Origin of the sequence: Acaryochloris marina S15 (genome assembly GCF_018336915.1) — a bacterium.
Taxonomy (GTDB): domain Bacteria; phylum Cyanobacteriota; class Cyanobacteriia; order Thermosynechococcales; family Thermosynechococcaceae; genus Acaryochloris; species Acaryochloris marina_A.
Map to the genome: position 1 here is coordinate 381,556 of NZ_CP064923.1, position 15,654 is coordinate 397,209.

Here is a 15,654-nt window from a genome sequence, read left to right on the forward strand (position 1 = left end):
TTACGTAATGTTAAACATAGACTTTTTCTCTCAAGAATCGTCTCTTAGATTTAAACATTGCTTTGTGTTTGTGTAAAAATCTGGGCAGACTAAGAGCAAGACTTCAACTAGAAATTGCACAGAAGATGACTGCAACGATGACTATTGGTGAAATTGTTGAACAGGCAATGAGAAACGGCTATCTGACTCCCACCATGGAAGCAGAAGTTGGCCGGATCTGTGATAATGCCTCCGAGCTAGCTGTTGAAGAATATCAATCCCTTGATCGCTTGATGGGGGCTCTGCTCACTGGTCAAGTGGTGGCGGTGCCTCGTAAACAGTTCATCAATGTCATGGAAGAACTGGTGCTGACTGAAGCGATAACCCGTGTATCCAAGATTGAAGCGACTAGCGATCACACCTTGGACTTGGGCGATATTGCGGCTTATGCCCTCAACCGTCTGCCACCCCTCTATGCCACAACGGAAGAAGGGGCGAACTATCAGCGTCAACGAGCGAGACAAGAGCTTCTGGATCTGATCATTCAGCAAGTTGAAACCGCCATTTCCCGCAACCTCGATCAGCCTGACTTCTATCCTGATCGCCATGCGCTAGAGTCCGATCATCAAAAAGATTTACTGGGTCAAGTCAGCTCTTTGCTACAAGCCTATGCCCCTGATTATGAGCAGCCTGTCAAAAGCTAAATAAAGATTGCTTTCAGGATTATGCGGCCTTTCCCTGATACGCTAAGGCTCTAGAATTAATCAATCTAATTCTAGCGTGAGCTTTGAATCAGAAGTTTTGGCCTATTTCTGCCCATGAATATTCAACACCGTTCTCCCCTATGGATTTACGACACAACGCTGCGGGACGGTGCTCAAAGAGAAGGTATTTCTCTATCTGTTGAAGATAAATTAACGATTGCTCAGCAGCTGGATAAGCTAGGTATCCCCTTTATTGAAGGGGGGTGGCCGGGGGCAAATCCGAAAGATGAACAGTTTTTTCAGAAATTAAAGACTTTGCCCCTTCGCCAGGCTGAGGTCGTCGCGTTTTGTTCGACCCGTCGTCCAGGGAGCCAGGCTGCAGAAGATCCAATCCTGCGACCGATTTTAGCGGCAGAAACGCGGTGGATAACCCTATTTGGCAAATCTTGGGATTTTCACGTTACGGCTGGGCTTAAAACCACCCTGGGTGAAAACCTAGTGATGATTGCTGATTCTATTAACTATCTGTGCCAGCAGGATCGACAGGTTATTTATGATGCAGAGCATTGGTTTGATGGATATAAGCACAACCCGGAATATGCTCTAGAAACGATTCAAGCCGCTGTGCAGGCGGGGGCCAAGTGGGTTGTGTTGTGTGACACCAATGGCGGCACACTACCCCATGAAGTTGCTGAAAGTGTCCAGGCCGTCAGGCAGGTGATTCAGGATTTGCAGGGTTCGACCCAAATTGGGATTCATACTCATAATGATTCGGGTACGGCTGTCGCGAATGCAATAGCTGCGGTTCAGCAAGGGGCTGAAATGGTCCAAGGGACAATTAATGGCTATGGAGAACGCTGTGGAAATGCCAATCTTTGTACTCTGATTCCCAATTTGCAGTTGAAGTTGGGCTATGGCTGTGTGGAACCAGAGCAGCTAGCAGAACTGACGCCGAGTAGCCGCTTAATTAGTGAGCTAGTCAACCTTGCCCCTGATGATCATGCGCCATTTGTGGGTTTGTCTGCCTTTGCTCATAAAGGGGGCATTCATGTGAGTGCAGTACAGCGAGATCCCCAAACCTATGAACATATTGAGCCCCAGACGGTGGGGAATCAGCGACGGATTGTGATTTCTGAGCAGTCTGGCCTGAGTAATGTTCTGGAGAAGGCCAATCATTGTGGTATTGCCCTGGATAAGCAAAATCCGGTGAGTCGACAGCTCCTTCAACAGCTTAAGGAGTTGGAGCATGAAGGGTATCAATTTGAAGCGGCAGAAGCGAGTTTTGAATTGCTGCTCAGACAAGCGCTGGAACAACGACCTAGCTTGTTCGAACTCCATGGCTTTGATGTGCATTGCTACTGTGGTTCTCTCGAATCTCGTCAACAAGGCGGCTTTAGCAGCACTGCATTAGCAACGGTAAAAGTGGTAGTCGGTGTTCAAGAAATTTTAACGGCTGCAGAAGGCAATGGACCGGTATCCGCTTTAGATGCGGCCTTGAGGAAGGCCCTAGTGGATGTTTATCCCAGCATTGCTAAGTTTCAGCTCACGGACTATAAAGTCCGAATTTTGGATGGTAAACGAGGGACTTCGGCGAAGACCCGTGTACTGGTGGAATCGACTGATGGTCAGAATCGTTGGACTACGGTAGGGGTGTCCACCAATATTATTGGGGCTTCCTATCAAGCTGTGGCAGAAGGCATTGAATATGGACTGCTGCGCCCTTGCTTGAAGGATTCGGATGAATGTCCCATTGGCATTAGAACTATTTTGAATGATTTAAATTCAGCTCCGGTTTAACGTTTGGTCTAGGGGTTATGAGGTGGCTAGGTCTTGGAGGAGCATCTGAAGCCGATCTTGTTCAAACACTGTAAAACCAGGCAAGAATTGAGGCTTTTGCAAGATGGCCAGACTGTCTTCAGCTTTGGTCTGAGCAGATATTTTGTCTCCTTCAGCTAGATGTATCGCGGCTTCAGTTCTGAGGAGTGTTGAAGGAGCAATCAAAATTTTTTCTTGGATTTGGTCTAGCCATTGGTTTGCTGCATCAGGATGCTGACGAATATGTGCTTCATAGTAAGCCCCTTCCAGCAGTAAAGAGGCACGAAAGAGCTCAGGATAGTAGGCATTGATTTTCAATGCCTGATCGAGATAATCTCCTGCCTGTTGGATTTGACCTTGATCTAAGGCCATGTAATAGGCCATGATCAGGCCCGAAATATGATCCATAGAGTTTTCGGGCAGTGCCAATAATCGAGTTTTTAGGTCTGGATCGATATCTTTTGGGCGAATGCCTTGGAGCAGATAAGCGTTGAATTGATAGTCAGCCAAGAACCTTTGACCAGGGATATTTTTTTTTGCCAAGTCGAGCATCCGACGACCATCGGTTGAAAAGTAACCGATTTTAATTGGAATAGTGTTGAAAATAGCCATGTGTAAGCTGATGTCAGACATAAAGGTCAAACACCAAACGATAGGAGAGTGACGGATTAAAGTGGGTGATAGTAAGGGAAGGGTGCCGAAACAAAATAATAAGAATGAGGCAGCAGGTCCACCCATAATCAGGAGAAAGAGTTGTCTGTCTAATCGATGTAGTGATGTCGGGATAGGCTCAGCAAAACCTCCTGCAAGTTGTCGACGGCATCGACGTAATTTTAGACCCTGATCTGTCTGAATAAGGATCAACCGTCCAATGGCGAAACGGTAGAGTTTAGAACCATTTGCCCATGCAAATAAGTAATGGCCCAGTTCATGGATGAAGATTGCGAAATATTGGTAGAGATAGAAAATTCCTAGAAAAATGAATAGTTTAACAATGGAAGGGAGTTCAGTTGAAGGTACAGGCGGTAATAACCACCACCACCCGCCCATAATGACTAGCAGCGGTAAGGAGATAATGACAGAGTCGACCCACGTTTTGTGATTTGGCGGATTGTCATACTTGGACGCTGGCTCTGATGGTTTTGGAGAAGTGTATTTTTGCTGAGTGATATGGCGAAGATCAAAGGCTGTAATGATTCCATAAACTAAGCCACAGGCCAAACCACCTACTAGAGCAGATAAACCAAACGTGATATTCCACCACACATGGATATAAGTGCCCAGAAAAAATCCTAGTAATCCTCCAAATATTAATCCAAAACAGCTTGTTGGCACCCAACTCCATGCAGGCTGAAACCTTTGACGAAGAACATACCACTGACTAAGGCTGATGATGATTGGGTAAAAGCCAAGGAGAGGTATGGCACGTGAGGGAGAGAATTGACCTGCAGCCAGAATGTATGGTTGAAAAGAGACGACAGATGCTACAAAGCTCAACCAAATCCACTTTGCAGGTATGGCAAACTTTTGACGTAGCATCAGCCATTGTGTCACTCCAACCCATAACTCCGTAAGTATTACGGCATAGCCAATATTGCTCGCATAATTTGGTGTAGATTGAACTTCCGTGAGTAATATTGGTATGCCCGCACCTAGGCCATATACCAAACAATTGCACAGAATCCATTGCACCCAGAATTGGCGATCTATGCGTAAAGTGGCTGGCATAAGAGTAGGCGTATTGGTTTTGAATATGGAGCAGGAATGAAGCTAATCAGAGCGAGAAACGCAATTAGTCCCGTTGACTGTTCAGAATTAGCCTATTGTTATAGTTCCCAAAAGCTATTCTGGACTGGCTTCTTGCTAGATGAACTCCACTCTGAATGCTTCATGAGTGAATAAATTTGGGGGACGCTAATCTGATGGTGGCAATTGAAAAAGTACGCTAGGGCTTTGGGTTGCTGCTAACTTGCTGATGACTTCTAAAGCGGTGAAGGCAAAGGTATAGCCCTCTGGACAAGGCCAGTCTTTGTAGGTATGGGGTTGTTGTTGAGGTAAATCAGCTTTTGGGGGTAGCTTCTGACTGGGTTGTAAGCTTTCGCAATAGTTTGTGATACCAATTAGCACCTAAGAGTGTAATTTTGATTATTTGCTAAGCCAACTCAGTATTGGGTTTCACGAGTTTGAGAGTTACATCTTCAGGCACAGCTTGGTATGACGACGATATGCGGTGCAACTTTGACGTTTGGCAACTGATTGGGTATATGGGATAAACCCAAATCATCTAGTGGGTTGCTGCTGGGTTGTGTTTTTGCAGGAGTGGCTTTGATATCAGAAGCGGTGTAAGGTCCACCCCAGGCCAGAATGATAAAACTTCGCAGCTTATCTATTGTTGGCGTACCGGATACTTGGAGGCCATGATTTCCAAGTTTGGTGATTTGCTTGGTTTTCATCGACGGAGAGAAAGGTGCGGCCCAATCCTCCTTGACCGAGGAGGCAAGTGGGACGGTAGCGATCGCACAATCGTAACGAAGCCTGACAGTGCTTACACACCGTTGCAGATTCAGGATTAGTTTGATGACAGCCTGGATTCAGGCAATCGATCATTTAAGGCATACCCTTGCCACTTATGAGTAGGAACTGTTTACTCACAGAGGCCAATAGTTTATGCACCTAAAATTAATAGGTGTGAAGTCAGGATGGACTCTTTCAACCTGTTTATTACGGTTGGTAGTCTAATTGAGAGGAATGGGGAAGACCCATTGCTGATATTGGGAGTCGCGGTTTTCGGTAATGGCTGTGAGCTTATCCCTGAGCTTTTCAGTAATCGGTCGGTCACTGGGTGTCGTGTAATTCTCTATCCGTTTGACCGGCGTGATTTTGGCAGCTGTTCCGCTTAAAAATACTTCGTCAGCGATCAGTAATTCAGACTTGTCTACCGGACGTTCGACCACGGGAATGCCTAAGTCCCGCGCCAATTGCAAGACACTATCGCGGGTAATTCCCTCCAGAATGTCTTGCTCAAAGCCAGGGGTAATAATTTTGCCATGGCGGACAATAAAAATATTCATGCCCGACGCTTCACTCACCTTGCCCTGGGCATTCATCAAAATTGCTTCGTCAAACCCGGATTCTACAGCTTCTGTCTTGGCCAGGGATGACGTGATATAGGCCCCGCTAATTTTGCCTCGCAACGGTAAGCTGTGGTCTTCTTGTCGACACCAAGAACTAATGCGGCAGCTTACACCATCGGGAGAGAGATAGTCCCCGAGCTCAATGCCGTAGACGAAAAAGTTCTTTTCGATGTTGTGGAGTCGTGGGGCAATCCCCAGGTCGGAGGTATAGACAAATGGGCGGATATAGAAAGAGGTTTGAGGACGGTTTTTTTGAACAAAGTCTTTGATAATTTGCTCAATTTTGTCTGCCGGTAAATCGAAGTGAAGTAAACGAGCGCTCTGACTGAGACGCTGGCAATGGCGGTCTAAGCGAAAGAGCAGAATTTGATTGGGGTTTTGTGGATCAGGGATGCCTCGCAACCCGCCAAAGGCACCCGTTCCATAGTGCAGGGCATGGGTAGCAATGGAAAGATTCGCGTCTTTGAAGGGGACAAACTGATGTTCAAAGTAGGCAGTCGGCAAAAAATTATGCATAACCCAGATCAATGCTTCAACAATTTAGGTGGGACAGCATCCATTCTTCCCTCCACCATTGGGGAATGGAACTGCCGCCATCCTAATTGAGACTAACATCGATAGGCTGACACTCCTATAGAAGCTAACAGCACTTCACTTCTGGCAGATTCTGAGACTAACCCACCTTATTTGTGATGAACGGCCTAGGGAGCTGTGACAGGCAGAGGGAGAGCTTTGACTTCAGCGGCATCTAGTATGGCTGCCTCACGGAGCTGTTCTCGCAGGTCTGGCATGACTGCTAAAGCTCTAGTCCAAGCAGGGATTTGCGAGCTTCTGGGATCCGTAACGTACGCTTCGCCACCGTCCAAGATAATTTTTTCGAAGGTTTCGATGGTGACTTCTTCTTGGTGGCGATCAAAGTGCAAATTGTTGACGCTGGCATCAATGAAATATTGATGGGCATAATCTTGGGCCGAACGGCGGAATTTGACCTGTAGAGCATGGATATGATCCTTGGTCAGCACCACCTGCTCTGTTTCGGTCAGGGTGCGTAGAACGGATCCCAAGATGTCACGGCACATTTTTTGCAGACCCGACTGATCAGAGGTCCCCAACTGTTGATGCTTATGTTCAAACACCCCTAAATCAATTTGAGAAATACGGCGGTGGGCCAGATTTCGATAGACTTCCGACAACAGGCCAATTTCTAAACCCCAATTGCCAGGAATGCGGGTTTGTAAAGCCAAATCATGGGTTAAAGCAAACTCCCCAGACAAGGGATAGCGAAAGGCATGAAGGTATCGTAAATAATCCCGATCCCCTAGTAAATCTGTGAGCGATGTCAGCAGTGGTGCCACAAAAAGACGGGTGACGCGGCCATATAAGCTGCGAGGATAGTGGCCTAGACGAGCGTAGTAAGCCTTATTAAAGGCAATACCAAATTCCTTCTCTAGAAGGGGATAGAGCAGCTTAAGAGGGTAGGACCGGTCGTAGGTGGTAATGTCGGCATCGTGAAGTGCGATCGCATGGGCTTCCAAAGAAGCGACCCCTAAACCCAACCATACAGCTCGGCCTTTGCCTTTATATTTGAGTAAATCTAAGCCTTTTTCTTTGAGATTCTCTAAGGTCTGGCTGATGGTGGGGCCATTCTCCCAAATGATATAAGTCTTTTGCGGGAGGACACTAAAAAATTGAACAGCCTGGGCATATTGCTGCAGACTATCGGCGTAGAGGCAAATGACAACCGTTTGGACAAATGCGCAGTCCTTGAGGTGATTGCAAATCTGCCCCAAAGCGGGTCGTTCTAATTCCGAGTAGAGGGCAGGAATCAAGACCGCTGTAGGGTTTGACTGAGTCAGTTCGGTGAGTCGGGTTTCTAAAAACTCCAAATCACAATCAAAATCGTGAATGGTAGTGATTAAGTCCTGCTTATAGTCCATGCAATGACCTAAATCCTTGAGCGGTTGTACTTCTAGATAAATTGTTAAATTCTTTGGGGTATGCCAATGTTACCTTCACGACAAAATTTTTGATATCCATCTCTGCAAAATAGCGTACATAACTGATGCCAGGTGTATTCAAAGATACTGGTGTCTTCAAACCAAGCTCAACAGAGAGGTAGAGTTAAAAATTGATTCATACGATACAATTATCGCTTCTCATTTGGATAAGGCTAGCTCCATAGTTCCCAGCCGTTAAAATTTGTCTATTTTGGGATACCCATGATTGATCGAGCTCAACAGCATCAAGCCTTCACCATCAAAGTGAAAGCCCTGCTGGAAAGAATTTATGGTCCAGATTCCCTAGAACAAATACTTGAACAGCTCTTCGAACTGTTACAACCCCATTTTGCAGACTCCATTTCTGAGAACTTGCACAAATGGAGTCAAGACAACATTCTGTTAATCACCTATGGAGATACCATTCGCCCGCAGAATGGTAGCCCTCCCTTAGCGACATTAGATCACTTTCTCAAAGCCCATTTGCAAGATGTGGTTACTGGGGTGCATATCTTACCGTTTTGTCCCTTCAGTTCTGATGATGGTTTTTCGGTTATCGACTACAAAGCCGTCAATCATGAACTGGGCACTTGGGAAGATATCCAGCAGATTGCTCAGTCCTTTGAACTGATGGCTGACCTGGTTCTCAACCATGTCTCTAGCCAAAGCCAATGGTTTCAGAATTATTTGCAAGGTGCTGATCCGGGGCAGGACTATTTTGTCGAAGTAGATCCCGGTGCGGATGTCTCTCAGGTTGTTCGCCCTCGAAGTTCTCCCTTGTTGGTAGAAGTCGAGACCTTAGCGGGTCCCAAGCATGTGTGGGCTACCTTTAGTGCCGATCAAATTGACCTGAATTTTGCTAATCCAGAGGTGCTGCTCGAATTTGCCAAAATTCTGCTGTTTTATGTGCAAATGGGTGCTAAGTATATCCGCTTGGACGCCATTGGTTACCTATGGAAACGGTTAGGAACCTCCTGTATTCATCTACCGGAAACCCATGCCATGGTCCGCTTGTTGCGGGAAATCCTGGAAATGGTCGATCCGTCGGTGGCATTGATCACCGAGACCAATGTGCCGAATCGCGAAAACCTCAGCTACTTTGGCAATCGGAACGAAGCGCATTTGATCTACAACTTCAGCCTGCCGCCCTTGATTTTGAATGCGTTGCTCCAGGGCAAGGCTGAACATTTAAAAACTTGGATGATGAGTATGCCCCCAGCCCCTTTGGGATGTGCTTACTTCAACTTTACGGCCTCCCATGATGGCATTGGCTTACGACCGACAGAAGGTCTCTTGACTGAAGCAGAGTACCAAACCTTACTTCACTGTATGGAAGACTTTGGTGGCACCCTGAGTATGCGCACCAATGCTGAGGGAATTGATTCACCCTATGAAATCAATATTTCCTTTTTTGATGCCCTCCGAGGCACAGCGAAAGGCAAAGACCAGTGGCAGATCGAGCGCTTTATCTGTTCCCAAACGATCATGATGTCCTTGGAAGGAATCCCAGCCTTTTATATTCACAGTTTGCTCGCTACTCATAATGATTGGGAGAATGTTCATCGTACGGAGCGCAAGCGGTCCATTAATCGTCATCAGTGGTCTCTTCCAGCCTTAGAACAGCAGTTAGCAGATGAAACGTCTCCCCATGCCATTGTCTTGAAAGGGCTCACCCGGCTGATTAAGATTCGTCGCCAACAAGATGCTTTCCATCCCAACGCCACTCAATACACCCTGCATTTGCCTAATCAAGCGTTATTTGCATTTTGGCGGCAGAGTATGGCCCGCGATCAGAGCATTTTCTCCATTCATAATCTCAGCGATTGCCAGCAGAAACTGAAGCTCTCTGACCTTAACCTGGTCACTATTGATCCGTGGTATGACCTCATTAGTGGGTCTTGTATTCGAGGGATTTATGACACTTTGCTCTTGGAGCCCTATCAGTCTCTGTGGATTACCAATAAGTTTGAGGGTCTTGAAGCGGATGGGCAAACTTGCACTTTAGGAGTCGAGACAGATAATGGCTAACTCTGCCTCTTATTTGGTCTTTACGGATTTAGATGGCACTCTCTTAAACCACGATGATTATCGATATGATGCAGCCTTGCCGATGCTGGCCTGGTTGAAAGAGCATCAGATCCCAGTCATTGCCGTGACCAGTAAAACGCGGGTTGAGGTGGAGGATCTGCTTCAATCCCTCTCTTTTGAAGAACCTTTTGTGGTTGAAAACGGGAGTGGGGTGTTTATCCCTCTCACGGATCAGCGCTTTGATCCTGCCAAAATGGATATCCCTCATCAGTTATGGGAACAGCATCAGTGCCTCTATTTAGGCTGTACCTATGATCAGGCTAGACAAGGGCTAAAAGCCCTGGCCCAAAAGCTCAACCAGCCTCTCAGGGGCTTTGGAGATATGAGTATAGAGGAGTTAGTCGCATTAACCGGGCTCCGCTCAGAAGAGGTACTCAAAGCTCAAGCTCGCGAGTTTACAGAGCCTTTTGTAAATCCAGGGTTAGCCGCTACTGATTTGGAGCAGCATGTTGCTGAGATTGGGTTCCAGGTCTTGGTGGGCGATCGCTTCTGTCACCTGATTGGCTTAGGGGCGGGCAAGGGTAAAGCGGTAAAGCTATTGGTGCAGTGCTATCAAGGGTTTCAGGCCCCCATTAAGACCGTGGGGCTGGGCAATAGTCCCAATGATTTAGCGATGTTAGAAGCCGTTGATATTCCGATTGTGATTCCAGGGGCAGAAGGCCCTCATCCAGGTTTAGCCCATCAAGGTTGGCAGATCGCACCGGCTACAGGTGCTCAGGGTTGGGCTATGGCGATGTCACAGGTGCGTGATCAGTATTGGTCATAGGAATTTGGGATGTCTTTGATCTGACATCCTTGCTATTTCTGAGAGCCTTTCACGGAGTTCTTATCGTTTCCTCAGATAAGGGTTGGGATAGCCTCAGTCACTTTAGCGAAGCTAATGACTGTTAGTTCATTCCCTGCCTATCATCATGAACGGATGCTCCTTGGCCCTGAAATCTAATGTGAAACGCAGCTACTTATCTCCCTGGTTCTGGGGGGGGATGGTGATGCTCATCAGCTTGGGTGCCCTAGCCATGACCGATCACTTACCTACCCTGAATTGGCAGGTATTCACTGTGGAGGGATTTCAGGATTTGGTAAATCGCTTAGGACCCTGGGGGCCTGTGGCTTACATCGGGTTGCTGATTGTTTCGGTGGTGGCGAGTCAAATTCCGGGTGCACCTCTTGCGATCGCAGCGGGCGCATTGTGGGGACCACTGACCGCAGGGTTATACACAATCATCGGCGGATTTTTAGGCGCATTACTCGCTTATGGTTTGGGCAAGTATCTCGGACAACCCTTCTTCCAAACCCTAACGGGTAAAAGGATTACCATTTCTCCTGATTTGGCAACGAATCTGATGGGCTGGTTTATCTTTGTCAGCCGCCTACTTCCTGTACTCTCTTTCGATTTAGTCAGTTATGGTGCTGGAATGGCGGGTTTGTCATTCCCCCTTTATGCTGCTGCGACCTTGGTGGGCATGATTCCATCCACGTTACTTCTGACCTACATGGGCGGTATCGCTGATCCATCTCAGATGCTAGGACTCACTGGCCTGCTCTTGATGAGCATCATTGTTCTTCCTATCGTTTTAATTCGTCTCACAGGTGATCGTCTCAACACACTTGTCAAAATTGAGCCAGCATAATGTTAGGGCTATGAAGCACTTACGGCGTAGGTGTTTTGCGTGAGTCTTTACGACTACTTTGCCAAGTTGCAAATAAGAGGCATGCTAGGCCTATATTGATCGAAATATCTGCAATGTTGAACACAGGGAACTGAATGAGGCGGAAGTCTAAAAAGTCAATCACCTCACCCAAAAAGATTCGATCAATCCCGTTCCCCGCAGCTCCACCTAGTAAAAAACCGTAACCTGCTTGTTCCCATTGGGGTAAGCGAGGTCCAAATAAGCCCAGTCCAATTAATCCAAGACAAACAAGTAACGATAGCCAAGGTAAAAGCGGACTATCTTTGAACAGGCTAAAAGCTGCCCCATCATTGGTCACGTAAGTGAAATGAAACACGTTCTGAATCAGAGGCCATGACTCAGGCGGCCTACGTAGTTCGAAGTTCTGAGTGACCCAAAACTTAGTGAGCTGATCAGCCCCCACACTCAACAGGGCAGATACCCAAAACAACCATTTTTTCCAGCGCATAGGTCAATAGAACAAGATTCGTCGAAGCAAAAATGCGATCAGAGCAGAGGCACACATTACAATCAACTGCCCAGGAAATGGCAAAATCGAAAACTGCCAGATCGAGGCCCCCCAACTAAAAGAGGACAACTGTAACAGGGATAAGCCAGTCAGATAAATAATTCCAAATAAGTGAATCGTTAGCAGTCCACACAGACAACTCAGTAATAAGGTCTCGATGCGACTCTTTTGGCTGCGAAAGGCTAAATATCCACACATCCATGCCCCTGGCAAAAAGCCGAGTAGATAGCCGAAAGTAGGTTCTTGTACATAACCTAGGCCACCTCCTTGAGAGAAAACTTGAACACCACTTAGCCCCAAGACTAAATAGGCAATTTGGGAGAGTGCTCCTGCATTTTTACCCCCTAAACACCCTACTAATAAGACAGCCCCTATTTGTAATGTTGCGCCTAAGGAATAAAGATCGATCTGATTCCAATCAATGGGCCATGTCGACGGGACAGGAACTGCAACCTCGATGAAAACTCCATTGATGGTTAACAAGAGTCCGATAATTGCCCATAGAAGTTCATCAAAAGTGGTCAGCACGGGGTTGGAACGCAATAGAGAGTATTTGGAATCGTAGTTCACAGATGCAATGCGATCATCCATTAGAAACAGAGTAGGGGAGTGGTGGACAATCTAGTACAAATTTTTGTCGCTAAGCAATTATGCGTAAGGAAGACCACCACGCTTTCTTTATATTCTGAATCGCTAGGAATTCAATGTCAGTGACTCTCTTTCGCTCAATTTTCAAAAGCTGAGATGATCACAATAGGGCTATTCTATATCGATTTATAAACCCTAAAACCCTGGAAATTTTTGGATGAGATGGCTTTGTTTATCTCATGGCTAATGGATTGAATCTTGCTCTCTTTCGCAATCTTTCAATATATATCCACTGGCTTTATTCTGCCTTAACCACTGGCGTTGTAAGCCCAACGTTTTGGAGTATTGGATGCTGATAGACAAGCACCTAGCATCTCTAGACCTACGTATGGGTTTGCATTATAGAACTTTTATTGGATGAAAGACTTGCCAGTGTTAGGATGTAAGAAAACGATACTTCATAATTAAGCCACTAAGTATATCTGCTCTGCAGTCAAATTAACATTACTTAGCGGGCGAGGTCTGATAGTATTTTGTATTAAGTTTGATAATAAAGTTACGGTGGCACCGATAACAGAGGAGGAGATAGCTTAACAATGCAAACTTATGGTCAAAGCGACATTGAATATAAATGGTGGGCTGGTAACTCACGCTATACAGACTATAGTGCTCAGTTTTTAGCAGCTCACATCGGTCAAATTGCCTCCATGTGCTTTTTTGCCGGTTCTTTTACATTATTTGAATTATCTAGATACAACCCTGATATTCCTGTTTACGCTCAAAACTTCGTTTGCTTACCTCAACTAGCCCGTGAAGGGTTTGGGGTTGGCGAAGGTGGCGTCATTCTTGATACTTATCCTGCTTTCGCAGTTGGAATGATCCACTTAGTTGCTGCAGCAATTTTTGCCTCTGGTGCTTTGTTTCACATTTTGACAGGCCCCAAGAGCTTTTCTGATAGTGACTCCAATGCCGGTCAACGCTTCCACTTCGAATGGGATGATTTTGAAACTCAAGGACGAATCCTGGGTCACCACCTAATCTTTTTAGGCTTAGCCACTTTCCTCTTTGCAGGATGGGCCATGACTCATGGTGTCTATGATCCCAACGTTGGCGAAGTTAGAGCCATTTCTCCGACTCTAAACGTCGTCAGATTCTTCAAGTATGGTTGGGCTACACCTGGCTTTAACCCTTACTTTGTTGACAATCTTGAAGATGTAATTGGTGGTCACTTGTTTGTGGGTTCACTGTACACCTTTGGTGGCATTTTCCACATTCTTGTTAAGCCTTGGCCTTATACCGATCGTATCTACATCAAGAATGCAGAAGCCTTACTAGCTTATGCGCTAGGTGGTTTAGCTTTTGCTGGCTTCAACGCCGCTTACTTCTGCTCTGTCAATGATGTTGTTTTCCCAGTTGAGTTCTTTGGTCCTGTTCTGCAACCCAATCTAGGTTTCTTGCCTAACTTCGCTGACACCTTAGATGTTGCTGCTAGTGGACATACCACTCGATTCTGGATTTCTAACTTCCATTATTTCTGGGCTTTCTACTGCTTACAAGGACACCTATTCCATTGTTTGCGGTCTTCAGGCTTTGACTTCCGTGTTTTGACTCGATTCTTTACAACTACCCCGATCGAAATCGAGGCTGAAGTGTAAGACGACATTCACTTTAATCAAAAGTTTGAAAGCGCTCAAATTTTATGTAGCGTTTTTGAACTTTTGATGGAGCGAGAGTTTTGCATCGTTATATTTAGCGGTGTATATACTTCTTCTTCCATTAAGAAGCATTCGAATACATTAATATGTCTAGCTCAACCTAATCACTAAGCGTTGAGTCCTTCACATAAAAAATTTTGTCGTTACCGACAGTTCTTTTGTCAGCTAACCGAAATAAAAGAGGAAAACAGTTGTGACAGCATCTGTACGAGGAAGAAGAGGCGGTAAGGTAGCCGCCGTCCAGAACGAATTACCGACATCCGTATTAAGCAACTTTGAGAACCAATGGTGGGCCGGCAACGTCCGGATGACCGACCTGTCAGGGATGCTTTTGGGAGCCCATCAATGCCACGCAGCCTTGATGAGTGTTGTCCCAGGCGCCTTCATCGTTCAAGAAGTCGCCCGCTATCAGCCCGGCATTCCCCTATCAGAGCAGAGCATGGTATTCATGCCCCACCTCGCCGCCCTTGGGGTTGGCGTGGGTGCCGGTGGAGAGATCGTCGACACCTACCCCTTCTTCGTAATTGGGGTCCTGCACTTTTTCATCGCCGCCGTATGTTGTGCAGCCGGTTTGTATCACACCTTCCGAGGAGAAGCTCGTCTGAGTGACTGTCCCGAAGGCAGTACCTCCGCTGGCTTCCACTACGAGTGGGAAGACTTTGAGAGCACCTCCTACATTCTGGGTTATCACCTACTCTTCATCGGAGTTGCGTGCTTAATCTTCGCCGGCAACGCCGCCTACGGCACCGGAATGTATGACATCAACACTGAAACCGTTCATCAAATTAGCCCTAACCTGAATCCTGCTCGCCTGATTGGCTATCTGTTCGGATTCACCCCCAACGGCTGGAGCGGAGCCGGCATGGCCGCAGTCGACAACATGGAAGACGTCATCGGTGGACACTTCCTCGTTGGCGCTCTAGACGTAGCCGGTGCAATTTTCCACATCGTCTATCGTCAAGCTACCCCCATCTTCAACAAGCGTCCCGTCTTCTCACCCGCAAATGGTGGTTGGACCACCTCCGAAGGAATCCTCAATGGCGAGGTCATTCTTTCCTGGAGCGTCGCTGCAGTTGGATTCATGGGCATTAGCTCCTCCATCTTCATCAAATATTGTGATGTAGCCTATCCCCCCATCTTTCATGGAGTAGACCGTGGAGGCGCAGCCGCCCTTCAACTCATTCTTGGACTTCTTTGGATGGTTGGCGGTGGCCTTTGGCATGGCCTGCGTGGAGAGAAACTACACGCCCTGACCAAATAAAGCCCCCTGATAGTTTCTGGTTAACCTAAACTAGAGACCCTTAAATCAGTTATCAAGGGCAAGCAGGACATCCTGCTTGCCCTTTTGCATGAAAAGGTAAAAACCGTGCAGAAGTGGCAACAAAGCCCCATAAAATAGAACTCGATAGAAAATAACGATATAGGTCATCTTTAT

At 46.6% G+C, this 15,654-nt stretch carries 14 protein-coding genes; 7 read left to right on the forward strand and 7 right to left on the reverse strand.

Translation table 11 applies throughout. The annotated features are described in order from the left end of the window. Positions 1 to 137 precede the first annotated feature (137 nt). Together I1H34_RS02460 and cimA are read left to right on the forward strand one after the other, a co-directional pair. On the forward strand, positions 138 to 683 hold the full coding sequence (locus tag I1H34_RS02460; protein ID WP_212666105.1) for a late competence development ComFB family protein: 546 nt from the start codon (positions 138 to 140) through the stop codon (positions 681 to 683). A gap of 114 nt (positions 684 to 797) precedes the next feature. Continuing rightward, the gene (gene cimA / locus I1H34_RS02465; protein WP_212664190.1) at positions 798 to 2,480 is read left to right on the forward strand and encodes a citramalate synthase; all 1,683 of its coding nucleotides are present in this window, start codon (positions 798 to 800) and stop codon (positions 2,478 to 2,480) included. A gap of 15 nt (positions 2,481 to 2,495) precedes the next feature. On the opposite strand, the gene I1H34_RS02470 is transcribed toward cimA, so the two are convergent. The 5 genes from I1H34_RS02470 to I1H34_RS02490 form a co-directional block, all read right to left on the reverse strand. Continuing rightward, complete coding sequence (locus I1H34_RS02470) at positions 2,496 to 4,226, reverse strand: M50 family metallopeptidase (RefSeq protein WP_212664191.1); 1,731 nt, start codon at positions 4,224 to 4,226, stop codon at positions 2,496 to 2,498. 186 nt (positions 4,227 to 4,412) lie between these two features. Then, on the reverse strand, positions 4,413 to 4,625 hold the full coding sequence (locus I1H34_RS02475; protein ID WP_249369727.1) for a hypothetical protein: 213 nt from the start codon (positions 4,623 to 4,625) through the stop codon (positions 4,413 to 4,415). A 71-nt stretch (positions 4,626 to 4,696) separates the two neighbouring features. After that, the gene (locus I1H34_RS02480) at positions 4,697 to 4,951 is read right to left on the reverse strand and encodes a hypothetical protein (RefSeq protein WP_212664192.1); all 255 of its coding nucleotides are present in this window, start codon (positions 4,949 to 4,951) and stop codon (positions 4,697 to 4,699) included. A 282-nt stretch (positions 4,952 to 5,233) separates the two neighbouring features. Continuing rightward, on the reverse strand, positions 5,234 to 6,148 hold the full coding sequence (locus I1H34_RS02485) for a branched-chain amino acid transaminase (RefSeq protein ID WP_212664193.1): 915 nt from the start codon (positions 6,146 to 6,148) through the stop codon (positions 5,234 to 5,236). Positions 6,149 to 6,333: 185 nt separating this feature from the next. Then, on the reverse strand, positions 6,334 to 7,569 hold the full coding sequence (locus I1H34_RS02490; protein ID WP_212664194.1) for a glycosyltransferase family protein: 1,236 nt from the start codon (positions 7,567 to 7,569) through the stop codon (positions 6,334 to 6,336). Between the two features lie 282 nt (positions 7,570 to 7,851). Here I1H34_RS02490 and I1H34_RS02495 point away from each other — a divergent pair, with 282 nt between their 5' ends. The 3 genes from I1H34_RS02495 to I1H34_RS02505 all read left to right on the forward strand — a co-directional run bounded on the left by I1H34_RS02495 (position 7,852) and on the right by I1H34_RS02505 (position 11,348). Further along, on the forward strand, positions 7,852 to 9,657 hold the full coding sequence (locus tag I1H34_RS02495; RefSeq protein WP_212664195.1) for a sugar phosphorylase: 1,806 nt from the start codon (positions 7,852 to 7,854) through the stop codon (positions 9,655 to 9,657). Then, on the forward strand, positions 9,650 to 10,483 hold the full coding sequence (locus I1H34_RS02500; protein WP_212664196.1) for an HAD-IIB family hydrolase: 834 nt from the start codon (positions 9,650 to 9,652) through the stop codon (positions 10,481 to 10,483). The genes I1H34_RS02495 and I1H34_RS02500 overlap by 8 nt, the downstream gene beginning before the upstream one ends. 145 nt (positions 10,484 to 10,628) lie before the next feature. Further along, entirely contained in the window at positions 10,629 to 11,348 is a 720-nt protein-coding gene (locus I1H34_RS02505) for a TVP38/TMEM64 family protein (protein ID WP_235107076.1), read from the forward strand. Between the two features lie 19 nt (positions 11,349 to 11,367). Here the strand turns inward: I1H34_RS02505 and lspA are convergent, their stop codons facing one another. Together lspA and I1H34_RS02515 are read right to left on the reverse strand one after the other, a co-directional pair. Further along, a complete protein-coding gene (gene lspA / locus I1H34_RS02510) occupies positions 11,368 to 11,856 on the reverse strand; it encodes a signal peptidase II (protein WP_212664197.1) in 489 nt (162 codons plus the stop codon). Between the two features lie 3 nt (positions 11,857 to 11,859). Continuing rightward, entirely contained in the window at positions 11,860 to 12,507 is a 648-nt protein-coding gene (locus I1H34_RS02515; RefSeq protein ID WP_249369729.1) for a biotin transporter BioY, read from the reverse strand. A 593-nt stretch (positions 12,508 to 13,100) separates the two neighbouring features. On the opposite strand from I1H34_RS02515, the gene I1H34_RS02520 reads away from it, so the two are divergent. Beyond that, on the forward strand, positions 13,101 to 14,159 hold the full coding sequence (locus tag I1H34_RS02520; protein ID WP_212664198.1) for a chlorophyll a/b binding light-harvesting protein: 1,059 nt from the start codon (positions 13,101 to 13,103) through the stop codon (positions 14,157 to 14,159). A gap of 253 nt (positions 14,160 to 14,412) precedes the next feature. Beyond that, the gene (locus I1H34_RS02525; protein ID WP_212664199.1) at positions 14,413 to 15,480 is read left to right on the forward strand and encodes a high light inducible protein; all 1,068 of its coding nucleotides are present in this window, start codon (positions 14,413 to 14,415) and stop codon (positions 15,478 to 15,480) included. Positions 15,481 to 15,654: the final 174 nt, after the last annotated feature.